The sequence below is a fragment of the Segatella albensis DSM 11370 = JCM 12258 genome, from assembly GCF_000426565.1.
Lineage (GTDB): Bacteria > Bacteroidota > Bacteroidia > Bacteroidales > Bacteroidaceae > Prevotella > Prevotella albensis.
On the sequence record NZ_AUFP01000001.1, the window covers coordinates 199,095 to 223,193 of the forward strand.

20 protein-coding genes and 1 pseudogene are annotated in these 24,099 nt (G+C 41.2%); 8 read left to right on the top strand and 13 right to left on the bottom strand.

Annotation, left to right across the window (positions count from 1 at the left end; all coding sequences use genetic code 11):
• The 8 genes from K333_RS0100925 to pckA form a co-directional block, all read right to left on the bottom strand.
• The gene (locus K333_RS0100925) at nt 1–510 is read right to left on the bottom strand and encodes an OmpH family outer membrane protein (RefSeq protein ID WP_306306324.1); all 510 of its coding nucleotides are present in this window, start codon (nt 508–510) and stop codon (nt 1–3) included.
• A gap of 77 nt (nt 511–587) precedes the next feature.
• Nucleotides 588–1,073, bottom strand: coding sequence for an OmpH family outer membrane protein (locus tag K333_RS0100930; RefSeq protein WP_024989488.1), 486 nt, complete (start codon nt 1,071–1,073; stop codon nt 588–590).
• A 52-nt stretch (nt 1,074–1,125) separates the two neighbouring features.
• Nucleotides 1,126–1,638, bottom strand: coding sequence for an OmpH family outer membrane protein (locus K333_RS0100935; protein ID WP_024989489.1), 513 nt, complete (start codon nt 1,636–1,638; stop codon nt 1,126–1,128).
• Nucleotides 1,639–1,653: 15 nt separating this feature from the next.
• Nucleotides 1,654–4,272 (bottom strand): BamA/OMP85 family outer membrane protein, encoded by a 2,619-nt coding sequence (locus tag K333_RS0100940; RefSeq protein ID WP_024989490.1) that lies wholly within the window; start codon nt 4,270–4,272, stop codon nt 1,654–1,656.
• Nucleotides 4,273–4,274: 2 nt separating this feature from the next.
• Nucleotides 4,275–5,030 carry an isoprenyl transferase gene (locus tag K333_RS0100945; protein ID WP_027452224.1) on the bottom strand — a complete coding sequence of 252 codons (756 nt, stop codon included), beginning with the start codon at nt 5,028–5,030 and terminating at the stop codon, nt 4,275–4,277.
• 5 nt (nt 5,031–5,035) lie between these two features.
• Nucleotides 5,036–5,728, bottom strand: a complete 693-nt coding sequence (gene porG, locus K333_RS0100950; RefSeq protein ID WP_024989491.1) for a type IX secretion system protein PorG — start codon at nt 5,726–5,728, stop codon at nt 5,036–5,038.
• A 23-nt stretch (nt 5,729–5,751) separates the two neighbouring features.
• The gene (locus tag K333_RS0100955; protein ID WP_024989492.1) at nt 5,752–7,086 is read right to left on the bottom strand and encodes a DUF6242 domain-containing protein; all 1,335 of its coding nucleotides are present in this window, start codon (nt 7,084–7,086) and stop codon (nt 5,752–5,754) included.
• 655 nt (nt 7,087–7,741) lie between these two features.
• Nucleotides 7,742–9,355: a phosphoenolpyruvate carboxykinase (ATP) gene (gene pckA, locus K333_RS0100960; protein ID WP_027452225.1), complete on the bottom strand. Its 1,614-nt coding sequence runs from the start codon at nt 9,353–9,355 to the stop codon at nt 7,742–7,744.
• Between the two features lie 250 nt (nt 9,356–9,605).
• Here pckA and upp point away from each other — a divergent pair, with 250 nt between their 5' ends.
• Complete coding sequence (upp, locus tag K333_RS0100965) at nt 9,606–10,265, top strand: uracil phosphoribosyltransferase (protein WP_024989493.1); 660 nt, start codon at nt 9,606–9,608, stop codon at nt 10,263–10,265.
• Between the two features lies 1 nt (nt 10,266).
• Here upp and K333_RS0100970 read toward each other — a convergent pair whose 3' ends face one another.
• The 3 genes from K333_RS0100970 to K333_RS0100980 all read right to left on the bottom strand — a co-directional run bounded on the left by K333_RS0100970 (nt 10,267) and on the right by K333_RS0100980 (nt 14,904).
• Nucleotides 10,267–11,283, bottom strand: a complete 1,017-nt coding sequence (locus K333_RS0100970; RefSeq protein WP_024989494.1) for a 2-oxoacid:ferredoxin oxidoreductase subunit beta — start codon at nt 11,281–11,283, stop codon at nt 10,267–10,269.
• A 2-nt stretch (nt 11,284–11,285) separates the two neighbouring features.
• Nucleotides 11,286–13,157, bottom strand: a complete 1,872-nt coding sequence (locus K333_RS0100975) for a 2-oxoacid:acceptor oxidoreductase subunit alpha (RefSeq protein ID WP_024989495.1) — start codon at nt 13,155–13,157, stop codon at nt 11,286–11,288.
• 85 nt (nt 13,158–13,242) lie between these two features.
• Entirely contained in the window at nt 13,243–14,904 is a 1,662-nt protein-coding gene (locus tag K333_RS0100980; RefSeq protein ID WP_024989496.1) for a nucleoside kinase, read from the bottom strand.
• A 108-nt stretch (nt 14,905–15,012) separates the two neighbouring features.
• Here K333_RS0100980 and K333_RS11650 point away from each other — a divergent pair.
• Nucleotides 15,013–16,690: pseudogene (locus tag K333_RS11650) on the top strand (Na/Pi cotransporter family protein).
• A gap of 52 nt (nt 16,691–16,742) precedes the next feature.
• On the opposite strand, the gene K333_RS0100990 reads toward K333_RS11650, so the two are convergent.
• The gene (locus K333_RS0100990) at nt 16,743–17,444 is read right to left on the bottom strand and encodes an SIR2 family NAD-dependent protein deacylase (RefSeq protein ID WP_024989498.1); all 702 of its coding nucleotides are present in this window, start codon (nt 17,442–17,444) and stop codon (nt 16,743–16,745) included.
• A gap of 124 nt (nt 17,445–17,568) precedes the next feature.
• Here K333_RS0100990 and K333_RS0100995 point away from each other — a divergent pair, with 124 nt between their 5' ends.
• The 6 genes from K333_RS0100995 to K333_RS0101020 all read left to right on the top strand — a co-directional run bounded on the left by K333_RS0100995 (nt 17,569) and on the right by K333_RS0101020 (nt 23,330).
• A complete protein-coding gene (locus K333_RS0100995) occupies nt 17,569–18,153 on the top strand; it encodes an FKBP-type peptidyl-prolyl cis-trans isomerase (protein WP_024989499.1) in 585 nt (194 codons plus the stop codon).
• A gap of 17 nt (nt 18,154–18,170) precedes the next feature.
• Nucleotides 18,171–19,070 carry an FKBP-type peptidyl-prolyl cis-trans isomerase gene (locus K333_RS0101000; RefSeq protein WP_024989500.1) on the top strand — a complete coding sequence of 300 codons (900 nt, stop codon included), beginning with the start codon at nt 18,171–18,173 and terminating at the stop codon, nt 19,068–19,070.
• A gap of 17 nt (nt 19,071–19,087) precedes the next feature.
• Complete coding sequence (locus K333_RS11655; RefSeq protein ID WP_024989501.1) at nt 19,088–19,972, top strand: FKBP-type peptidyl-prolyl cis-trans isomerase; 885 nt, start codon at nt 19,088–19,090, stop codon at nt 19,970–19,972.
• A gap of 132 nt (nt 19,973–20,104) precedes the next feature.
• Nucleotides 20,105–20,572, top strand: a complete 468-nt coding sequence (locus tag K333_RS0101010; protein ID WP_024989502.1) for an Lrp/AsnC family transcriptional regulator — start codon at nt 20,105–20,107, stop codon at nt 20,570–20,572.
• Nucleotides 20,572–22,308, top strand: coding sequence for a membrane dipeptidase (locus K333_RS0101015; protein ID WP_024989503.1), 1,737 nt, complete (start codon nt 20,572–20,574; stop codon nt 22,306–22,308). Before K333_RS0101010 ends, K333_RS0101015 begins: the two co-directional genes overlap by 1 nt.
• 14 nt (nt 22,309–22,322) lie before the next feature.
• Complete coding sequence (locus K333_RS0101020; RefSeq protein WP_373276993.1) at nt 22,323–23,330, top strand: M28 family peptidase; 1,008 nt, start codon at nt 22,323–22,325, stop codon at nt 23,328–23,330.
• 105 nt (nt 23,331–23,435) lie between these two features.
• Here K333_RS0101020 and K333_RS0101025 read toward each other — a convergent pair whose 3' ends face one another.
• Nucleotides 23,436–24,083 (bottom strand): DUF4294 domain-containing protein, encoded by a 648-nt coding sequence (locus K333_RS0101025; protein WP_027452227.1) that lies wholly within the window; start codon nt 24,081–24,083, stop codon nt 23,436–23,438.
• Nucleotides 24,084–24,099: the final 16 nt, after the last annotated feature.

Below are 24,099 nucleotides of genomic sequence, written 5' to 3' on the forward strand. Positions count from 1 at the left end.
TTAATGAGCTAATTCTATCTTCAAGGCATCTGTAATGTCGATACCCATATTGGTATCAACATAAGGCAGAGTATCTTCATCCGAATTCATGACGAATGCTAGATTCAACTTCTGTCCTACGATTTTTACAGCCTCAAAGACTTTTTTCTTTACTGGAGCATAAGCCTCCACCTCAGCCTGCTTCAGTAGTTTCTTGGAATTTTCCTTGAAAGCTATGTTTTTCTCCAATAACTCGCGCAATTCTGACTGTCGTTTCTCAAGAATCGATGGAGCGAAATCATGCTGACCCTCTAAAAACTCTTCATATTTACGATTAAACTCATCTTCTGAGCGCTTTGTCTCTGCTTCATACTTAGAAGTAAGCGTAGCCATATTCTGCTTGGCAATAGTATATTCCGGCAACGATTTCATTACGTTCTGCAGACAGAAATAACCAAACCTCAGACTCTGAGCCTGAACTGTCGACATTGCAACAGTCATGATCAATAACAGAACAAGTTTTTTCATCATTAACACATTTAATATTAGAGAAACAAGGGCAGGCACTTCATAGGCCTGCCCTCAATAACGTATATTTTATATACTGATTACTTCAATTTAGCCTTAACCTCGGCTGTAACATCTTTAACGGTAGTACCAGTGTAAAGAGCTGCACCATCCTCGAAGATGAATGTATAGCCACCCTCTTTACCTACCTTCTCGATAGCATCCTGAACACTAGCAGAAATTGGCTGCAACAGTTCAGCATTCTTCTTCTGCAATTCGTTCTGTGCATCATTGTAAGCCTGCTGTACCTTCTGAGAAAGACTGTTCAACTCATCCTCTTTAGCCTTCTTTGCTGTTGGATTCATTGTTGACTGACTCTTCTGATACTCGTCCACCTTACGCTGAAGTTCATCCTGCATAGATTTTATCTCATTCTCCTTCTGCTTTGACAAAGCTGAGATTTCACCCTGAGCCTTAGCATAAGAAGGGAGAGACTCTACAACAGCACGGGCATTTACTTTTCCGAATTTCTGAGCAAACATTGCCATTGGTGCGCAAAGCATCAACATCAAAATAAGTTTCTTCATTTTCTTTTATCTTTTAGTTATTATTTTCTTGCTGGATGCAAATATAATATTATTATTTCGAATATCCTAATTTCTCAAGAACTTCATTACTAATATCTATTTTAGGTGATGCGAAAACTACACCTGAGTTTGATGCTCGGTCTATTACCATTGAATAGCCATGTAGTTCACTAATCGACTTTATCGTATTGTAGATCTCATCCTGCATAGGAGACATCAAGGCTTCACGCTTCTTGAAAAGTTCGCCATTAGGACCGAAATACTTCTGCTTAAGGTCACTGGCTTGCTTTTCTTTCTTCATTATCAACTCCTGACGGGCTTTTTTCTGTTGCTGTGACAGAAACACCACTTCGTTCTGATAGTTCTTATACATGGTGCTAGCCTCTGTATTCAAAGCCTCAACTTCTGCCTGCCACTTTTTGCTCACCTGATTTAACTGTTCATTAGCTCGCTCATAAGCGGGGAGTTTACTCAGAATATACTCCATGTCAACAAGTGCATATTTCTGTGCATTAGCTGTAAATGACACTAGAATGAATAGACAAAAAGCAAATATTTTCTTCATCATATGCTCCTTTCTTTAAAATTCTTGACCTAGGACAAAGTGGAACTGACTTCCACCCTTTTTCCCATTTACATTATCTTTATCAAAACCGTATGCCCAGTCGATACCCATCATACCAACCATTGGTAAGAAGATACGTACACCAATACCTGCAGAGCGCTTAATACTGAATGGATTGAACTTCTTGGTATCTGTCCATGCATTACCTCCTTCAAGGAATGACAATCCGTAGATTGTGGTATTTCCTAACAAGAATGGATATCTCAACTCCATGGTGTATCTGTTGTAAGCATAACCATTATAGGCGAGAGAACCGTTCTCATAACCTCTCAATCCAATAGTTTCTTCTGCATAGCCCGTAGAATATCCACTCATACCATCACCACCGACATAGAAGGTTTCGAATGGTGACTTCTTATATTTATTATAAGCACCGAGCAATCCCATTTCTACACGGGTCATCAGCACAAAACACTTCTGACCTTCGGTAAGAGCTGTATAGGTCTTAGCCTTAAACTTCCATTTGTTGTATTCTACCCAACGGTATTTTTCCTGCTGTTCCTGATCGAAAGTAGCTGACTTGTTATCAGTAGCAAGGTGTGCATAATCTTTGTGGTCCCATTTACTCCAAGGTGGAGTAAGGCTCACACTGGCCTCGAATTCTGAACCACGACGTGGGAACAGTTGATTATCCGTAGAGTTACGATTCAGACTCAGGGTAAGGTTCAGGTTGTTTGCTGTACCGTTCTTCATCAGGAAGTAGTTCCAGTTTTTCAGGATATAACGCTGATAAGCCAACTGGAATGACAAGGTGAAGTAGTCATCAGGCCAGTGAAGGCGCTTACCCCAACCCAGACTCAAACCGAGCAACTGTACATACTTATCCGGATCATAGTAATTCTCATAATTGTTATAATAACTTGAGCCATAACCCAGAGAATAGTAATTATAATAGTTCTGTAGAGCATTCATATTATAGTAGTTGGAATTGACATCCGTCTGCTTACTATAATATGCACCAACGCTAAACTGATTTGGTCGTTTTCCTCCGAACCAATTCGTAGAATAGCTCATGTTATAGCTCTGATAATAGGTACCATTGGTCTGAGCACCAAGACTAAGTACTTCACCATCACCGATAGGCATAATTCCGCGATGTTCCTTATTCTTGTTGAACAGATTACGCATAGAGAAGTTGTTCAACTTCAAACCTACGCGGCCAATAACACCTGTCTGTCCCCATCCCAGAGAGAACTCAATCTGGTCGTTGCTCTTTTGTACCAGATTCCAGTTGATATCAACATTACCCTCTTCATAATTTGGTTCATAATTTGGTTCTATCTTTTCAGGATCGAAATGTCCCATAGAGGCTAACTCTCTTATAGAACGCATGATAGCTTCCCTTGAGAACAAATCACCAGGCTTTGTACGCAATTCGCGTCTTACTACATTTTCGTAGAGTTTGTCATTACCATAGATACGAACATGATTCAGATAAGCCTTCTGGTTTTCTATGATTCTCATTTCCAAATCTACGGAATCACCTACGATGTTGACCTCAGCAGGGGTAAGACTATAGAACAGGTAACCATTATTATAATACAAGTTACCTACGGCATCATCATCCTCTGACAGGCGCTTATTCAGAAGTTTCTGATTATACACATCGCCTTTCTTCATGCCCAAAACTCTGTTAAGGACATCCGTAGAATATACCGTATTACCAACCCAACTGATATTTCGGATATAATATTTCTTACCTTCATTAATCTTAACGAAGATATTGACATGCTTGTCGTCTACATTCCAAACACTATCTTCCAGGATTTCCGCATCACGATAACCATATTCATTATATTTATCTATGATGTTCTGCTTATCCTCTTTCCATCTCTCTGGAGTGTATTTCTTAGACTTAAAGAAATTGGCAAACTTTCCTGCTTCGTGTATCTTTGCAAAGGCGCCCTTGGAGAACATTGAGCCCTTCAACTTCTCGTCAGTAACCTCCTTATTACCTTCGATGATGATCTTTCGAACTTTCATCTTCTCCTTCTTGTCTACAATGACATCAAGGATCACTTGATTTTTCTGGGAGATATCATCACGCTGACTAATCGTGATCTCAGCATTCTTATATCCTTTATCATCAAAGTATTTCTTTGCCAAAAGTTTCGCACGATCTAGGGAGTTTGGCGTAAGTTGCATACCCTTGAGCAATCCCAACTTATTCTCCATATCCTCACGCTCACTCTTCTTGAGTCCTATATAATTGATTGTAGAGACACGTGGTCTGACAGCCAAATAGATATGCAGATAGATTTTGTCTCCGACGATAGAATCTGCCGAGATTACAACCTTTGAGAATAATCCGTGTTTCCAATATCTCTTTACAGCATCTGTCACTTCTGGTCCAGGAACAGTGATCTGCTGACCTATCGAAAGTCCAGAGATACCCGTAAGCACATAATCTTCATATTCCTCAACACCGGAAGTCGTGATTCCTCCAATAACAACATCGCGTGGAGTTCCGGCATAAGAGATATCAGGATTTACTATTTTGTCTTGAGCCTGCGATGCTACACACCCTGTGATAGCAAGCCCTAAAGCCAACAATACCTTATTTATATTATTCATTTTCATTTGTTTTCTTCTACTTGCTGTTCTGTCTTACCAAATCTGCGTTGGCGTTTTTGAAAACTCAATATCGCTCTCTGCAAATCTTCTTCACTGAAGTCCGGCCAGTAGGTATCACAGAAATAGAGCTCTGAATATGCGATTTGCCACAACAGATAGTTGGAGATTCTCAGTTCTCCTCCTGTTCTTATCAGAAGATCCGGATCTGGCATGAAACTGGTATTCATATGCTTGCTCAGCACATCCTCTGTTATCAGATTTTCAATATCCACCTGTTCTCCATTCTTCACCTTTCCGGCCACTTCAAGTGCGATTTGCCTACAAGCCTCCGTAATTTCCCATCGACTGGAATAGCTCAAGGCAACGACCATTGTCATGGCATCATTCTTAGCGGTATGTGCCATTGTTTCCTGAAGTTTATCTTGAACCTCCTGAGGAAGTCGTTTCAAATCACCGATAACCTGAAAACGGACATTATTCTTCATAAATATTTCGTCCTCGAGCGATGAGAGAACAAGACCCATTAAAGCTTGGACCTCTGTCGCCGGACGATTCCAGTTTTCAGTAGAAAATGTATAGAGGGTAAGATATTTCACACCAAGACGAACACACTCTGAGGTAATTCTTCTTACAGTTTCTACACCTGCCTGATGTCCGAAGCTACGTTCCTTACCTTTTTCTACAGCCCATCGTCCATTACCATCCATGATAATAGCAATATGCTGCGGTATTCGTTTCATATCTATTCCGTTAATCATATATATTAAAAATCTTTATTACAGGTTCTGCATTTCTCACGAAAGCTATAAGTTACAAATACTTTCAGTTCTCCATATCCATCGGTATTTTTGAACAGTCCTGAACTTTTTACGCCATAGGGATCTTTCATTCCATCCAACCTATCACTTATCGAGAGATGTAACGAATAGTCCATGCCTACGTTCGTCCGTTCACCGATTTTATACTTCAGTCCTAATCCCATCGGGATATTGGCAGTAACAATGCTTTTGCCTCCACTCACTATCGTTGCACCTATCCCCGCAAAAATAAATGGAGTCAACCGTTTTGCTCCTCTATAATCACGACCTGTTCCATAAGGCCAGAAATTATATTCGTATACCAAACTTGCATCTATCAGATGATTATCGAAATGGTAGTTCATCCTTTGCATTGCCTCCGTAGACAAATCAGGATAATAGGTTTCGACTTTAGACGCATTACCGACCAGTTTACTATAGGCGACACCAAACTTCAAGTCGTTCATCGTATTCAGATTATATCGTATCATAGCCGATGCCGCAGGCCGAAGATTCTTTAGCAGACTCTCATTGAAGTCGCCTATATAGTTCATAAATCCTACCCCAGCACCAATTTCCATCTTGTATTCTGGGTCATCTTGTGCATACATCGTCATAGAAAAGAGCACAAAACATAGGGTTATGAGCATCTTATTCATACGCTGCGTTTTTGGTCTCTTGCTTAATTCTTAATAGCCCAACCTTGATTATTGTGACGCCCTTTCCAGATTTTTCCTGTAGTGCCATCCACAAGCCATAAGAAATTCTTTTCGTCTTTCGTCAGTGCTGCTACAGATTGTATCTGCACCGGAGCTTCTACAGAACTACTGCGCAACCAATGCAAGCCGCCATTCTCGGTATAATAGAAATAGCCATCACTTGCTAAGCCAATCGCGCCATCAGCATATCTGGTTATAATCATCTGTTTTGGATACTCTGACACTTTGAGTCTTGAGTTTCCTTTGTCATATAAGAACTGGGCATTTACCTTATCCCATTCCTGATTCTCTGAATTCTGTGAGTATTCCGAAATCTTATTCCATACTACGACACTATCCTTAGTGCCTACCACCATAACGGTTTCTGTACTGTCATTCGTCAAGGCTGCTACAGCGGCATAACCGGTATAGTTTTCCGGAAGTGCTGCCTCACCTGATTGTGCGTCTGTTTCCCAACTCTTTCCACCATCACGAGATTGCATCAACTTGCCTGCAGAAACACCAAAGAGACGCAATGTGCCGGCTGCTACCAGATGATCAAGGGTTACACTACTGACACTCTGCCAGTTCTTTGCATCTTCTGATTTAATCAACTGGCCTCTGTTCAATGTATAGAGATTACCATCATAGGCAACGACATTCTGTGCCACAGATGCTGGTAATGAAGTTTCTATTTCCTGCCATTTAGCACCATCTTCTATTGCACTGGAATAGATATGCAACTGATTGCCGACGGTGCCAAACACATAAATCTTTGCTCCGTTTACCACAGCCTTCATCGTATTCAGGGAAGTAAACTCGGAAACGGTTCCTATTTCTTGCCACTTGAACACATCACCATCTTGTTGGTGTACATTCACCTTAACCTGATAGGTAGAATAAGCTGAATAATCCGGTGCATATACATAGAAGGTACGAGGCTTTGTAAAATCTACAGAATCGGTACCACTATAGTAAAGAACTGAGTCACTCGTTAGACTCTTCAATCCCAACACGCCACTGTTTTTGGTTGAAATCGAAGCTACGACCTTTGATGCATCAACACGATAAGGCAAAGAATCTACATTATAGATTAGATGATTTGCCTGATCGATATAAAACTTATAACTACTACAGTTCACAGAAGCTGCTGCGCCACTGGAAGTCTTCTTATCAAGAGACTTCAACGTTCCTACGCTGAACGATGTTATAGCTGTATCATGATAATATGTTGTAGTATCTTCATCATCTTTCAAACATGACGACAATAGTAACACTGTCGAAAATAAAATAATGAAGGCTGATATTTTTCTATTCATTACACTTTAAAATTGTTTTTGCTTGCAAATTTACACAGATTTATTCAAAAACAATGTTTTTCAGATGGTTTATTATGTAAATTATTGATTAAAAGTAATTTTTTAAGTTTGTTTAGTGATTTATTTTTCGTTCTATCGCACATTATTGTGCTTAAGCGCAATAATACTGAGTATAGTACACACTACTATACTGCAAAGCATTACTATCGTTTCAAATTCTAATCCCATATTACCATCTTTTTACCTTAGCGGCGGCAAAATTAATATGCATATTTTATCCTTCCATATAAATCCATGACTTTTTTCTATACGTTATGATTTACTTGATTTATATCAACAAATGGTTTTATGATATTCTAACCAGAAATTACTTTTCACCGCAGTTAACTGCGTAGGCGAATGAAGTTAACTACGTAAGCTGATGAAGTTAACTACGTAAGCTGATGAAGTTAACTGCGTAAGCTGATGAAGTTAACTGCGTAAGGCGACGAAGTTAACTGCGTAAAGCAATGCAGTTATACACATTTTTAGCATCACGAAATAAGGAGTTTTCACCTTAATATATATAGAGAGTATAGAGAAAAGCAGAAAACAAAAAAAAGAGCCAGATCCGAAGATCTAGCTCTTAAATATGTAAAGTATATATTATACTTAATTAAAGCTGTGGACCAGCTGCAACAAGAGCCTTACCAGCCTCATTGCTCTCATACTTCTTGAAGTTCTTGATGAAGCGAGCTGCCAAATCCTTAGCCTTCTCCTCCCACTGACTAGCATCAGCGTATGTATCACGAGGATCGAGGATGTTAGTATCTACACCTTCCAACTGAGTAGGAACTACGAAGTTGAAGAAAGGAATAGTCTTAGTAGGAACCTTATCGATAGAGTGATCAAGGATAGCATCGATGATACCACGAGTATCACGGATAGAGATACGCTTACCAGTACCGTTCCAACCAGTGTTAACCAAGTATGCCTTAGCACCACTCTTCTCCATCTTCTTAACAAGCTCCTCAGCATACTTAGTTGGGTGCAACTCAAGGAATGCCTGGCCGAAGCAAGCAGAGAATGTTGGAGTAGGCTCAGTGATACCACGCTCTGTACCAGCCAACTTAGCTGTGAAACCAGAGAGGAAGTAGTACTTAGTCTGCTCAGCGTTCAAGATAGATACTGGAGGAAGAACACCGAATGCATCAGCAGAAAGGAAGATAACCTGCTTAGCAGCTGGGCCCTGAGATGCAGGACGCTGGATGTTCTTGATATGGTAGATAGGATAAGATACACGAGTATTCTCGGTAACAGTCTTATCTGCGAAATCGATCTTACCATCCTTAGAAACGCTAACGTTCTCAAGAAGAGCGTCACGACGGATAGCGTTGTAGATATCAGGCTCAGACTCCTTATCGAGGTTGATAACCTTAGCGTAGCAACCACCTTCGAAGTTGAATACACCCTTATCATCCCATCCGTGCTCATCGTCACCGATCAACTTACGCTTAGGATCTGTTGACAAAGTAGTCTTACCAGTACCAGAAAGACCGAAGAAGATTGCAGTATTCTCACCGTTCATATCTGTGTTAGCAGAACAGTGCATAGCAGCCATACCCTTCAAAGGCAAGAAGTAGTTCATCATAGAGAACATACCCTTCTTCATCTCACCACCATACCAAGTGTTGATGATAACCTGCTCCTTAGAAGTTACATTGAATACAACAGCTGTCTCTGAGTGAAGACCGAGTTCCTTGTAGTTCTCAACCTTAGCCTTAGAAGCATTGTATACGATGAAATCTGGCTCCTGCTCGAAGTCAGCCTCACTCTGAGGACGGATGAACATGTTTGTTACGAAGTGTGCCTGCCAAGCTACCTCTACGATGAAGCGAACCTTCATACGGGTATCCTTGTGTGTACCGCAGAAACCATCTACTACGTAAAGCTTCTTGTTTGAAAGCTCCTTCTTAGCGATTTCCTTTACTGCAGACCATGCTTCCTTAGTTGCACGGTGGTTATCATTGTGGTATTCCTCTGAATCCCACCATACTGTATCGTGAGAAGTCTCATCATCAACGATGAACTTATCCTTAGGAGAACGACCTGTATAGATACCGGTCATTACGTTAACAGCACCAAGTTCTGTCTCCTGACCTACTTCAAAACCCTCAAGACCTTCTTTGGTCTCTTCGTTGAACAATACTTCATAAGAAGGATTGTAAAGAACCTCAGTTGTACCTGTGATTCCGTACTTCTCTAAAACTGACTTATCAAACTTTGCCATTTTAAAATGTATTTAAGTTGTGAATGATTTCCTTTTTACCTAAGAGGCTATGAACCTCTCAATTTTACCGACCGCAAAGATAAAGAAAAAGTGTCGAACAACCAACTTTCCTCACGCAAAATTGTAAATTGCTAAGTCTTTTTAGGTTAAAGAAGTTAAAAAGTCACCTTATATAATAAATTTTGTAATTCTCACTTTGCAAAAGTGAACCAAAAGTTGTAATTTTGCATCCGATTCAAACAAAAACACGATGGAAATAATCAATTTAAGTGAGCAAAATTCAATCATTAATCAGTACATGGCTGAGATTCGTGATGCTGAATATCAGAAAAACCGTCTATTGTTCCGCAACAACATCCAACGCATTGGAGAATTCGAGGCTTTTGAGATTTCAAAGACTCTGAACTATGAGGAAAAATCTATTGCTACTCCTTTAGGTATTGCTAAGGTCAACGTTCCTACCGATAAGATTGTGCTCGCCACTATTTTCCGTGCAGGACTGCCTTTCCATAATGGTTTCCTCAATGTTTTCGACCATGCCGGAAATGCTTTCGTCAGCGCTTACAGAGAGTATAAGGATGCGGGGCATCATGAGGTTGGTATTCATGTGGAATATCTGGCAACTCCAAGCATTGATGAAAAAACTTTGGTCATTGCCGACCCTATGCTGGCTACTGGTGGTAGTATGGAATTGGGCTACAAGGCTTTCCTCACAAAGGGAACTCCTAAGAAAATCCATGTTGCTTGTGTCATCGCTACTCCTGAAGGCATTGAGCATATCAAGAAGACTTTCCCTGAAGATAAGACAACTGTCTGGTGTGCCGCCATCGACCCTGGCATGAACGAACACAAGTATATCGTTCCTGGTTTTGGTGATGCTGGTGATCTCTGCTACGGAGATAAAATCTAATTCATCTTACTTCCCAGATGTCATTGGTTTCTAACAACTCGGCGAAGCTATGGTAGTTTTTCTTCTCACTTACTTCGTCGATTTGTTGGTTTACACATTCGTCGTAAGTAAGAGATGGTACATCCCTTATCACCCCAAGTGCTACTGGAAAACCGTGTTCATTATCCATCATTGCCAATTTCATTTGTAAAGTATTATCCTCACAATGTGAATCGTGTACAAGAATGTCATCCAGTGTGACTCCATTCTCTCCGATCTTCACCACTTCCAGTTCAAAGCCTTTCTGAATTAACCCATATTCATGATTTTCCCCAAACACCAGTGGCTTCCCATCTTCTACATAGATGGCATTTTTACTTCGCCCCTCTTTACTGTATATTGACTCGTATGCGCCATTATTGAAAATCATACAGTTTTGCAGGATTTCACACACACTGGCTCCATGATGATGATAAGCTGCCTTGAGTATTTCCACAAGATGAGAACCATCGTTTGCTACGGAACGGGCAAAGAAGTGACCGCGTGCCCCAAAGCATAATTCCGCAGGACGGAAAGGATCTTCCACAGTACCATACGGACTGGACTTAGAAACGAATCCTCTGGGAGAGGTTGGACTATACTGTCCTTTGGTCAATCCGTAGATTCTATTATTTAGAATCACCATATTCAGATCGACATTCCGTCGATTGGCATGTATAAAATGATTACCACCTATGGCCAGTCCATCCCCGTCACCGGAAATTTGCCATACCGAGAGTTTAGGGTTCACGACTTTTATTCCTGTGGCAACGGAAGCTGCTCTGCCATGAATCGTCTGCAAGGCATAGGTATTCACATAATAGGGTAACCTGCCGGAGCATCCTATACCGGAAACAACAACAGTATCATACAGAGTAGCTCCTATCTCTTCCAATGCCTTAAGGAATGACGAAAGGAAGAAATGATCACCACATCCAGGGCACCATCTAGGTTGACCTTTCTTAAAATCTGATGCTTTATATTGTTTATTATTTTCCACAACTATTCCTCCAACACTTTAATACAGTAATCTACGATTTCAGACACGACAAATGGTTTGCCCTTCACTTCATTATACTGTAAAGGCACAAAGCCATCAACCTTACTACGAAGATAAGTTGCAAACTGTCCAAGATTCTGTTCACATACGATAACCTTTTTATATTTCAGCAGTATCTCTTGGGTATTTGCTGGTAAGGGATTGATATACTTAAACTGAGCCAAGGCTACAGCAAAGCCCTTACCGAGAAGAACTCGCATTGCTGTATACAGATGACCATAAGTACCACCAAAACCTACAAGCAGTAGTTCTGCATCTTCATCACCTTCTATTCTAACATGAGATACAGGGATACGTGCCACCTTCTCGGCCCGCAATCTTACCATTTTATCATGATTCTCAGGATTGTTGGAAATCTCTCCAGTAACACTATCCTTTTCCAATCCACCCAATATATGCTCAAAACCTTTTCCAGAGCCGTTATTCCAACTTCCTGGTATTGCCCAATATCGAGCCAATGTCTTTTCATCACGAATATAAGGTGTGTAATGGTCGGCCATCTCTTTGGGTGCATAATGTGGATGAATTGATGCAAGTTGTCCAATATCCGGAAGTCGCCAGGCCCCACTGCCATTGGCGATATAAGCATCACTGAGGATTACAACAGGAGTGACATGCTCTACAGCGGTCTTACAAGCCCAATAAGCGGCTTCAAAGCAATCGGTAGGAGACACAGGAGCTATCACCGGTACTGGACTTTCTCCATTTCTTCCGTATAACACTTGCAAAAGGTCTGTCTGTTCTCCTTTGGTAGGAAGTCCTGTCGAAGGACCACCACGCTGTACATCAATAACAACAAGTGGCAGTTCGTCCATCACAGCGAGGTTCATTGCCTCACTCTTCAAACAGATACCAGGGCCTGACGTTGAGGTTACTGCCATAGCACCGGCAAAAGAAGCACCTATCGCACTGGCACATCCAGCAATTTCGTCCTCACATTGAACTGTGACAACATCAAGACTCTTATGCTTCGACAACTCATTTAAAATATCTGAGGCTGGTGTGATAGGATAACTTCCAAGAAACAGTCTCATCTTTGCTTGTTCTGCCGCAGCAATAAGTCCATAGGATAAGGCCTTATTACCCGTGATATCCATATATCTGCCGGGATGTTTCTTTCGAGTATCTATACGATATGTGGCCGGAACACTAGCATGCGTATTACCCGCGAAGTGGTATCCAGCCATAAAGACTTTGATATCATTCTCTGCAAGTTGAGGATTCTTCTGGAATTTCTTTCTCAGAAAATCTTCCACAAGATGTGCATCACGATGAAGTAACCAACAAACGACACCAAGGGCAAACATATTTCTGGTCTTCAGTATAGACTTATGGTCCATACTTGTGTTTTTCAGGCATTCTTCCACCATCTGTGTCATCGGGCAAGCGACGACATGATCTCTATCCACCCCAAGTTCTTCGAGATAATCAGGATTACTGATCTGTGCTTTCTCAAGATTAGAAGTTCCGAAACCGTCTGTATCAAGGATGATAATAGCTCCCGCTCGTGCATACTTGATCTGGGTCTTCAGAGCTGCCGCATTCATTGCTATCAACACATCACATCTATCACCAGGTGTAAGCACCTGGTCGGAATCATCATTTATCTGAATCTGCGACGCACTTACACCTGTGAGTGATCCCTGAGGAGCTCGGATATCCGCAGGATAATCAGGAAATGTAGAAACTCCATTCCCTACTATAGCCGACACAGTGGAAAAGATATTTCCAGCCAATTGCATTCCATCACCAGAGTCTCCGGAAAAGCGGACAACGACATGGTCTAATTCCTTAATTCTTAGTCCGTCTGCCATAGGTATCATTATTAAGATTGTGTTTTTTATACCTTATTGCAAATATATGCTTTTTTAGTATAAGCTCCAAACTTTCATCCGGAAATTAGTATTGGAACGTACTCCCCCCGAGGAATTCTCGAAGCAAACTGGTCGGTGGCAGGTCACGGTCGGCTATCGGATGGAAATATTTCAGGAATTTCAGCAATCGATATGCTTCTGAATATTCAGGGCATTTCTCTGGAACTTGTTGCAACAATGGTTCTGCCTGTGTCTTGATGACTGCCAATTCAAAGAGCATAGCCGTATTCATCATGACATCTGCATTTTCCTGAAACGGGAATATCCACTTATTCTCACCAGCACGGACACTTGGCCAGCGACGGATGGTTTCCTGAGCAGATACACCACGATATTTATAATCGCGGATGATTCTGCGAAGCAAGCGGTTATCTGTGGTAGGAATATAGTTATGACTATCCAACAAGATCGTTGTCAACGCCGAGGCATATACACGAAACTTCTGTTCCTCTGGAATCAACGCTGTCAACTCTGGGTTCAAGGCATGGATACCTTCCACCACAAGAATCTCATTATCATGCAATCTCAGTCGACGGCCACTCTTTTCCCTTTTTCCTTTCTGGAAATTATATTTAGGCAACTCTATTTCCTCACCGGCAAAAAGTGCCTTCATCTGAGCATTCAGAAACGGAATATCAAGTGCGTGCAAATTTTCAAAATCATAATCACCAGTCTCATCCTTCGGTGTTTTTTCCCGATCTAGGAAATAATCATCCAGTGAGATACCAATAGGTTTGACACCATTAGCAAGTAATTGTACCGACAATCGTTTGCAGGTCGTTGTCTTTCCCGACGAAGAAGGTCCTGCGATAAGAACCATCCTTACATTCTTTCGTGCAACTATTTCCTCTGCGATATCAGCGATTTTCTTTTCTTGTAAAGCCTCACTGACATTGATAAGTTCCGACGTATGATTGTTCAAGACAGCTTCATTCAAATCCCCAACGGTATTCAGTCCGATGATACTTTGCCATCGATGATGCTCTTTAAAGATTTCAAACATCTTATCCTGCTTTACGATCTTGCCCAACTCAACAGGATTGTTTATATCCGGTACCCTCAGCAGAAGTCCGTCATAATATTTCTCTATGCCATAGAGATAAATCTGCTTCGTATTCGTAAGCATCGAACCATAGAAATAATCGACGTAGTTGTCTAGTTCATAATATGTCGTATATAAACTACCAATATTTTCGAGAAGTTTTGCTTTGGTAGAGGCACCACACTCCCGAAAGAGTTTTATAGCATCATCTGTAGGCACCTCATGACGCTTGATAGCCAAATGAGCATCAACGATCTCCTTCATGCGCTGACGAATCTTTACCACATCTTCTTCGGTCACAGCATGCCCGATACTCATGTCACAGTAATAACCATTACTTACAGGGATGTCTATTACTACATGACCATGAGGATAGAGTTCTCGTACAGCCTTGCAAAGCACAAAAAATACGCTACGGGTATAAGCACGATGCCCTGAAGGTGAGGTAATATCAAGGAATTCGATATCCTTGGCATGGTATACTCTAAAATTCAAACCTTCCACCTTATTATTGACTTTTGCATTCACCGGTGGAAAAGGCATTTTCAAATTAAATAAGCGAAAAACTTCAGAAAGTGTGCTTCCAATAGGTACTTTTTGAATTTTTTTATTATTTTTGCAACGGATTTGTATTTCTTGACCCATATGTGTTAACTTTTATGTTTCACTATAAATTCGATTTTTTAATCGAGGGTAAAAGTAACAAATTCCACTTAAAACTCCAAGAATATCGCATAACAAAATAATTAAAATATGACGATTCTTCTCTTAAAGATTGTTGGAGCACTCGCTTTACTGATTTATGGTATGAAGATCATGAGTGAGGCTCTGCAAAAATTGGCAGGTCCACAACTACGCCATGTACTTGGTGCTATGACCACCAATCGTATTTCGAGTGTTTTCACGGGTATGTTTACCACTGTTGCCGTACAATCTTCTACCGCAACAACCGTAATGACAGTTTCCTTTGTCAACGCAGGACTTTTAACTCTTGTTCAAGCTATCTCTGTTATTATGGGTGCCAACATCGGTACTACCCTTACGGCATGGATCATGTCAGCAGGATTTTCTTTTAAGATTAGTAGTTTTGTATGGCCTGTATTCCTCATCGGCCTATTACTTATTTATTCTAAGAGACATCGTTATATAGGAGATTTCCTTTTCGGTATTGCCTTTATGTTCCTAGCACTCACCACACTGGGAGAGTCTCAGATTCCTTCTGACCAACTAGGTACACTTCGCATTTTCTTTCAGACTTTCGATCCAAATAGCTTTGGAACAATATTATTATTCTTGTTCTTTGGTACTATTCTCACTTTTACTCTACAAAGTTCTGCCGCATTGATGGCCATCACCATGATGCTTTGTACACAAGCTGGTCTACCTATTTATTTAGGTATTGCACTTGTCATGGGCGAGAATATCGGTACCACCCTTACAGCCAACTTGGTTGCACTCACGGCTAACACTGAAGCTCGTCGCGCAGCTTTCGGCCATTTGTTCTTTAATGTTTTCGGTGTCATCTGGATACTTTGTGTCTTCAGGCATTTCGTCAACTTTGCTTGTAGTTTCGTAGGATTCGATCCTAATAGTGCAGGTATAACCCCTACACATACTCAGCTCACCTTTGCGTTGGCTTCTTTCCACACATGCTTCAATGTCACGAACACATTGATTCTGTTGCCTTTCGTAAAACAAATGGCAAAGATATGCTGCTGGGTTTGGAAGCCATCTACCAACAAGGACGAGGAAGATTTCCGTCTTCGTTTCATCCAAGCTGGTATCATGAAGACTCCAGAACTCTCTGTTCTAGAAGCTCAGAAGGAAATTCATAGTTTTGCAGAACGTATCCAACGTATGTTCACCATGTCACGCGACTTATTGAGTGAGAAGAATCAAGATAAATTCATCAAGTTGTATGCTCGCATAGAAAAATATGAGGGTATCTCCGACAACATGGAAATCGAAATTGCCAAATACTTGAATCAAGTAAGTGATGCACATCTAAGTGATGAGACAAAGAGTAAGATCCGTGCCATGCTCCGTGAGATTTCTGAGATAGAAAGCATTGTTCAATATCGCGCGTACCATTAACCGCAAAATGACCAGCAAAGAAGATTTCACAGCTGAACAATATGAGCATATCCATCAGATGTTCGAACTTACCGATGATGCGCTAACACAAATGAACTATATGTTCTCACATACTAGGAACAATGTGGATGCAAACCGAAGTTTCAACATAGAAAACGAAATCAACAATTATCGTAATCAGTTGAAGAAAGAGAATATCATGGACATCGAGGATAATAAATATACTTATGGTATTGGTACTATGTATATGGACATAATCCAAGAATGCGAGAAACTCGGCGACTATGTAGTCAATGTTGTTGAAGCAAGAATGGGAACAAAACAACAAATAGCATAATCAACAAAAATGGGATTCAGAATTGAATCCCATTTTTTATTGGATATCAATATCATTTAACAAGTATCTTCACCAGTTCTTTCATTCCTTCAGAAGCACCTTTCTGAATATGAACAATCTTACGATAAGAATTAACTCCCATCACTGGTTCCGGATCAATAAGATATACAGGGATTGAAGGATCAGTATATTGTATAAGTCCGGCAGCCGGATACACATTCATACTTGTTCCTATAATCACGAAGATATCAGCATCCTTAGCTTCATAAGCTGCAGCATCCATCATCGGGACACTCTCACCAAAGAACACGATGTAAGGACGGAGCAAGCTACCATCCCCAGCCTTTTCACCAGGAACAACATCAGAATTATCAGGAGTCAGTTGTTTGATATAATGATGATTATAAGGATCACGGCTCGAGCACACCTTTGTCAGTTCACCATGAAGATGAATAACATGCGAAGATCCAGCTTTTTCATGTAGATTATCTACATTCTGTGTTACCACACACACCTCATAATCATTTTCCAGTTGCTTAATCAGTCGATGTCCCTCATTAGGCTGCGCATTCCAAAGTTTCTTACGTAGCATATTATAAAAATTGGTCACGAGCGTAGGATCAGCCTCCCATCCATCATGCGAAGCCACCTGTTCTACAGGATAGTTTTCCCACAATCCATCATTACCACGGAAAGTCTTGAAACCACTTTCCACCGACATACCTGCACCTGTTAAAAATACAATTTTCTTCATAAGTATAGTATTAACAATGCACAAAATTAGTAATTTTTCGCAAATGTGTGTCTACTTATGAAAGAAAAATATTATCTTTGCGTTAGTTTTAAAACAATACATATTATAAATTTTAATTGATTTTATGGATAAAGTAAGTTACGCACTAGGCCTAGGTATTGCACGTCAACTTTCAGGTTTAGGAGCAACAGAAATTAATGTTGAAGATTTCGCACAAGCATTAAAGGATATTTTTTCAGGCAAAGAGCCTCAGATTAGTGACGAAGAAGGTCAGAGTCTTGTCAGCGCATACCTCCAGCAGAAACAAGACATGGTTACATCTAAGATGAAAGAAGAAGGTCAGAAGTTTCTAGAGGAAAATAGCAAGAAAGAAGGTGTTGTCACACTACCTTCAGGTCTTCAATATCAGGTTCTTCGCGAAGGCAACGGTAAGAAGCCAAAAGCCACTGACCAGGTAGAATGCCACTATGAAGGAACATTGATCAATGGTACTAAATTTGATTCATCATACGATCGTGGTCAGACAGCTACATTCCCTTTGAACCAAGTTATTGCTGGCTGGACAGAAGGTCTTCAACTCATGCAAGAAGGTGCAAAGTATCGCTTCTTCATTCCTTATAACCTCGGTTATGGCGAGCGCGGTGCAGGACAGTCTATTCCTCCATTTGCGACCTTGATTTTTGATGTAGAACTCATTGCTGTTAAATAATAATCTAAGATAAATAAATGAAAAAATTAGTTTTTGGAGCTCTTATCGCTCTCAGCACTGCCACATTCATAGGTTGTGGTAATTCAACCCCAAAAGCAGATCTTAAGACAGATGTTGACACCATGTCTTATGCTATGGGCTTGTCACAGACTCAAGGTCTGAAGGATTTCTTAGTAAGTCGTATGGGTATTGATACCACATACATGGACGAATTCATTAAAGGTCTCAACGACGGTGCCAATGCTGGCGATGACAAGAAGAAGGCTGCATACTATGCAGGTATTCAGATTGGTCAGCAAATCTCTAACCAGATGATCAAAGGCATCAATCACGAAGTATTTGGAGAGGATTCTACCAAGACCATCTCTATGAAGAATTTCATGGCAGGTTTCATCCAGGGTACTTTAGGCAAGAAGGGTGAGATGACTGTAGAACAGGCTACTAAGATTGCTCAACTGAAGATGATGGCAATCAAGGCCAAGAATATGGAGAAGGAATACGGTCCTAACAAAATCGCCGGTGAGAAATTCCTCGCTGCCAACAAGAAAAAGCCAGGTGTAAAGACCCTTCCTTCTGGTCTCCAGTATAAGGTGATCAAGGTTGGTAATGGTCCTATCCCTTCTGACACCTCTATCGTTAAGGTAAACTATGAAGGCAGAACTATCGATGGTAAGGTATTCGACTCTACTTACAAGCGCGGACAGCCAGTTGAACTTCATGCCAATCAGGTAATCAAGGGTTGGACAGAGGCACTCGTTCGCATGCCTGCCGGTTCTATCTGGGAGGTTTACATCCCTCAGAATCTGGCATATGGTGATCGTGAACAGGGAGGCGAGATCAAGCCATTCTCTACTTTGATTTTCAAGATAGAGTTACTTTCTGTAGGCAAGATAGAGATACATTCTGTAGGCAAGTAATTATTGTATCATTGAATATGAAGAAAACTATAATTTTGGCACTCGTCCTCGTGGCGAGTGCTTCTTTTTCGGTAGCCGGAAATGGACCGAAGAAGGACAAAAAGAAAGAGGTTAAGACTATTGCTCCTATAAGTCTTACAACAGCATCAGACTCTCTAGGCTATGCAAAGGGTGTATCAGCAACTCAAGGTCTTATGTCTTTCGTTCAAGAAAATTATCATGTAGACACTGCCTATACGGCAGAGTTTATTAATGGTTTCAAAGAGGTCATCGGCAAGGCGAGCACTCCTCAGAACACAGCTCGTATCGCTGGTATGCAAATCGCGCAAATAGTAAGCGAGCGCATTCTACCTTCTGAGAAAGAGACAGCATCCAGCAAAAACCTAACCTTCGACGAAAATAAATTCATCGATGGCTTCATTGCTGCTATCAGCAAAGATACTACCATTTTCAATGTAGAGAGCGCTAAGAAGTATAGTAACCAGGTTCTGGCTTCTGTCGACAAGAAATGGCTTGCAGAAAATGCAAAGAAGCCAGGTGTAAAGGTATTGCCTGACGGTCTTCAATACAAAGTAATTACCGAAGGACATGGCGCAATCCCTAAAGCTACCGATGAGGTTGAAGTTATCTATGAAGGTAAAACTACCGACGGTAAGGTGTTCGATGCAACCAGCAAGCATGGAAAGAAGACAGATACCTTTAATGCAGGAAATCTCATCAAGGGATGGACAGAAGCCCTCACGATGATGCCTGTAGGAAGCAAATGGGAAATCTATATTCCTTCAGAACTAGCATATGGTGAGCACCGAGCAGGACAGATTGCCCCTTATTCTACTCTGATCTTCACTTTAGAGTTGGTGAATATCGTAGAACCTCAAAAGAAAGAAGAGAAAAAGAAATAAGGAACAAACAAAATGCACGATATTTTAAAATTTATCGCGCATTTTGTTGCTTCATTCAATAATTTTGCTTATATTTGCTCTTAAAATTAAAACCTTTTGAGATTCTATAGACATTAAACAAAACAAAAAAGCATGGACAAGATTGATAATCTCGATAAGAAGATACTCAGTATCCTCAGTAAGAATGCGCGCATTCCTTTTAAGGATGTAGCAATAGAGTGTGGCGTTTCCAGAGCCGCCATCCATCAGCGTGTACAACACTTAGTGGAAAACGGAATCATTACTGGTAGTGGTTTTGACGTAAACCCCAAAAGTCTCGGATACTCTACATGCACTTACGTGGGACTAAACCTGGAACGTGGTAGTATGTATAAGAAAGTAGTAGAGCGACTCGTCAACATTGCAGAAGTCGTTGAGTGCCACTTTACTACAGGTCCTTACACCATGCTCGTTAAGCTCTATGCAAAAGACAATGAGCAACTTATGGACCTGCTCAACAATCAACTTCAGAGTATTCCTGGCGTTGTATCAACCGAAACCTTAATTTCTCTTGAGCAGAGCATCAAACGAGAGATACCAGTCAAGATAGACGAAAACTAATGAACAATTTTGATTTAGAATCGTATTTGACAGATGTCTATACGAACTATCCTGAGGCCAATCATCAACCGATCATTGGCCTCACTGCTAATTATAGCAATATTGATGCTACACTTCGTAGCGTCTACTACCAGCAAATCGTAAAGGCCGGTGGAACTCCAGTCATTATTCCTCCTGTTGCCGACAAGGATGTAATCATCAACACACTATCTCATCTCGATGGACTTATCCTTACAGGTGGTGCTGATTACAACCCGCTTTGGGCTGGCGAAGAACCTTCTCCTAAACTTCATCATATCAATAGAGAACGTGACCTTGCTGAACTCATGATCACCCGTCTTGCTTTCAACCGTCAGATTCCTATGCTGGGAATATGCCGTGGCATACAGACCTTGGCAATGGCACTGGGAGGCAAGGTCATTCAGGATATTGACAACAAAATCAAACACGACCAAGATGCAGACCGCAACGAACCTACTCACAGCGTAAGCATCGCTGCAAATAGTATTTTAGAAAAGATCTATGGTGAACAGAGATTATTCGTCAACACATTCCATCATCAGGCCGTAGGAGAGCCCGGGCCTCATCTCCGAGTAATTGCCAAAGCTCCAGACGGCATCATCGAAGGTATAGAAAGCAACGAATATAAATCGATTCTTGGTGTACAGTGGCATCCTGAATGGCTCGAGGAAGATGGACTAAAGATTTTCCAATGGCTCGTCAATGAGGCTCAGGAATTTGCTCAGGCCAAGGATGTACAACGACATGTCATCACCATCGATTCCCACTGCGATACTCCGATGTTCTTTCCACAAGGGGTACATTTTGAAAACCGTGACTCTCGCATCCTATACGACCTCCATAAGATGAACGAAGGACGTACCGATGCTGTCACAATGGTAGCTTATATCCCACAGCATCCCAAACCGGGAGAGATTCCAGAAGGTATGTCACCACGACAGTATGCTGACAGTATATTCGACAATATTAAGGATATTGTAGACCACAATAATGATTATATTGCTTTAGCTCGCAATCCTCATGAGTTAATTGCAAACAAGCATGCTAACAAGAAAACTATCATGCTCGGTATAGAGAATGGATTAGCCTTGGAGGGAGACATCAAAAATATCCAGCATTTTGCAGACCGTGGCATCACATATATCACACTCTGCCACAATGGCGATAATGATATCTGTGATAGTGCACGCGGCGAACACACACACAATGGTATCAGCGAACTGGGCGAGAAAGTTATTCATGAGATGAACCGACTTGGTCTCATGGTGGATTTGAGCCATGCTGCCGAAAAGAGTTTCTATGATGCTCTCGATATCAGTTCTACTCCTATTGTCTGCAGTCATAGTAACTGCAAATCCCTATGCGATGTTCCAAGAAATCTTACTGATGACCAACTACGCGCTTTGGCTGCCAAGGATGGTGTGGCACAAATCACACTATACCACGGATTCCTACAGAAGGACGATGAAGCCAGTATTATGGATGCCATGAAGCATCTCGAGCATGCCATCGACATCATGGGTATTGATCACGTAGGATTAGGCACCGACTTTGATGGAGATGGCGGTGTACGTGGCATTGCCGATGCCAGTGAACTTATCCAGTTTACCCGTCAGTTGCTCCGCCGCCGTTACAGCATCGAAGACATCAGAAAGATATGGGGTGGCAACTGGCTTCGTGTCATGAAGCAAGTACAGGAATGTGTAATTAAGTAACAATGAAGAATTCAATGAAAATATTAATAGGTGTAGTCGCTATAGCTATGATTGGTACAGGCATCTACACTTACAAGAATCACATAGAAAGAACTACAGAAGTAGAAGACACTGAGGAGGTAGAGAAGGTTCAACCGGTAGGTCCTTCCTTCAATGCAGACAGTGCCTTTACTTATTGTGCTGCACAATGTGAGTTCGGTCCTCGTACGATGAACAGTGAAGCTCATGAGAAATGTGCCGACTGGATAGTTGCGAAGTTCAAGCAAATAGGATGCGAGGTAAAGACACAGAAGGCAGATCTTCAAGGTTTCGATGGCACTACGCTGAAGAGCACTAACATTATCGCCAGCTACAACCCCAAAGCTACTACACGTATTCTTTTATGTGCACATTGGGACAGTCGTCCTTGGGCGGATAACGACCCAGACAGTGCTAACCATCATAAACCTGTGATGGCTGCTAACGACGGTGCCAGCGGTATTGGCGTAATGATAGAGATCGCACGACAGTTACAAAAAGATAAGAAACTGAAGATTGGTGTCGACTTTGTATGCTTTGATGCCGAAGATTATGGAACTCCTTACTGGGCAGATCATCAGGATGACAATTCCTGGGCTCTTGGTGCTCAATATTGGAGTAAGAACTTACCACAAGGCTATGAGGCACGCTATGGTATTTTGTTAGATATGGTAGGCGGTCAAGGCGCAAAATTCTATCGCGAAGGTATGTCACAACAATATGCTAATGCTATCGTCAAGAAGGTATGGCGTGCTGCTTATCAGGCAGGATACGGCAGTTACTTTCCTAAAGAGGATGGCGGTATGATTACAGACGATCATATTCCTGTGAACCAGAATGCGCAAATTCCAACCATCGACATCATTCCATACTATCCTGATTGTCAACAGAGTACCTTCGGACCTACATGGCACACCGTAAGTGATGACATGAAACATCTTGACAAGGCCACACTAAAGGCTGTAGGACAAACTTTGATTCAAGTTCTTTATACTGAAGAATAATACATCCGGTTGACATCAACCTATATAGGAAAAAGAGGCGACTACTTATGATAAGCAGTCGCCTCTTTTTTAATCTATCGTATGATGATTCCATACTCATAGTCTTTATAGTTCACCACTCTCGACCTGCAAGACAATACGTTCAGTAAGTCGGTCAACACCATTCGGATCATATTTCTTAGTAAGACTAGCACCGAATAAAGCTGCAAAAGCCTGATAGAAGCCAGCACGGATAGGACCAAGGAAAGCTTTGATGGCACCATAGGCAGAACTATTACACTCACGATAAACCAATTTGATCAGCAACTTGCCCTGAGCATAGGTGAGTTTCTTCATTCTTGGTGTATATTCCTTCTTGATACTTACCTCCACACGTTTCATATGTTCATCCTTTGCCTTCTTATTAGGTAAAGTCTGCAAATACTCATAAGTTTCTATGATAATTCTGTTTACCTCTTTTGCGATAGGAAGTACCTTTTTTACATTATACACCAGTCTATTATAGGCTGCGCGTTCTTCAGCATTCTTAAAGATCGGCGCTGGGAAAACATAAACATTATTGAGTTCCACATATTGCACACTATCCTTACCCAACAAGGCTTTACCGACACGTACCTTCGGCTCGAAAGTAGGATTATCCATATCTACTTCCAAATCTTCCGGGTTTATATGCTCATCTTTATCATTCTGAGAAAAAGTCGGAACTGTAGCGATGAACACCAATATTGATAACAAAAAGAATCTATATCTCATATTTGCGACAAAAATA

Bases quoted from the DNA above. Each gene is read 5' to 3' on its own strand.
- K333_RS0100975 (WP_024989495.1), bottom strand. From the start codon at position 13,157: ATGGCAGACGGACTAAGAATTAAGGAATTAGACCATGTCGTTGTCCGC.
- K333_RS0101025 (WP_027452227.1), bottom strand. From the start codon at position 24,083: ATGAGATATAGATTCTTTTTGTTATCAATATTGGTGTTCATCGCTACA.
- K333_RS0101015 (WP_024989503.1), top strand. From the start codon at position 20,572: ATGAACAATTTTGATTTAGAATCGTATTTGACAGATGTCTATACGAAC.
- K333_RS0100925 (WP_306306324.1), bottom strand. From the start codon at position 510: ATGATGAAAAAACTTGTTCTGTTATTGATCATGACTGTTGCAATGTCG.
- K333_RS0100935 (WP_024989489.1), bottom strand. From the start codon at position 1,638: ATGAAGAAAATATTTGCTTTTTGTCTATTCATTCTAGTGTCATTTACA.
- K333_RS0100945 (WP_027452224.1), bottom strand. From the start codon at position 5,030: ATGATTAACGGAATAGATATGAAACGAATACCGCAGCATATTGCTATT.
- K333_RS0101020 (WP_373276993.1), top strand. From the start codon at position 22,323: ATGAAAATATTAATAGGTGTAGTCGCTATAGCTATGATTGGTACAGGC.
- porG (WP_024989491.1), bottom strand. From the start codon at position 5,728: ATGAATAAGATGCTCATAACCCTATGTTTTGTGCTCTTTTCTATGACG.
- K333_RS0100995 (WP_024989499.1), top strand. From the start codon at position 17,569: ATGGATAAAGTAAGTTACGCACTAGGCCTAGGTATTGCACGTCAACTT.
- K333_RS11655 (WP_024989501.1), top strand. From the start codon at position 19,088: ATGAAGAAAACTATAATTTTGGCACTCGTCCTCGTGGCGAGTGCTTCT.
- K333_RS0100990 (WP_024989498.1), bottom strand. From the start codon at position 17,444: ATGAAGAAAATTGTATTTTTAACAGGTGCAGGTATGTCGGTGGAAAGT.
- pckA (WP_027452225.1), bottom strand. From the start codon at position 9,355: ATGGCAAAGTTTGATAAGTCAGTTTTAGAGAAGTACGGAATCACAGGT.
- upp (WP_024989493.1), top strand. From the start codon at position 9,606: ATGGAAATAATCAATTTAAGTGAGCAAAATTCAATCATTAATCAGTAC.
- K333_RS0101010 (WP_024989502.1), top strand. From the start codon at position 20,105: ATGGACAAGATTGATAATCTCGATAAGAAGATACTCAGTATCCTCAGT.
- K333_RS0101000 (WP_024989500.1), top strand. From the start codon at position 18,171: ATGAAAAAATTAGTTTTTGGAGCTCTTATCGCTCTCAGCACTGCCACA.
- K333_RS0100930 (WP_024989488.1), bottom strand. From the start codon at position 1,073: ATGAAGAAACTTATTTTGATGTTGATGCTTTGCGCACCAATGGCAATG.
- K333_RS0100980 (WP_024989496.1), bottom strand. From the start codon at position 14,904: ATGGGTCAAGAAATACAAATCCGTTGCAAAAATAATAAAAAAATTCAA.
- K333_RS0100940 (WP_024989490.1), bottom strand. From the start codon at position 4,272: ATGAATAATATAAATAAGGTATTGTTGGCTTTAGGGCTTGCTATCACA.
- K333_RS0100955 (WP_024989492.1), bottom strand. From the start codon at position 7,086: ATGAATAGAAAAATATCAGCCTTCATTATTTTATTTTCGACAGTGTTA.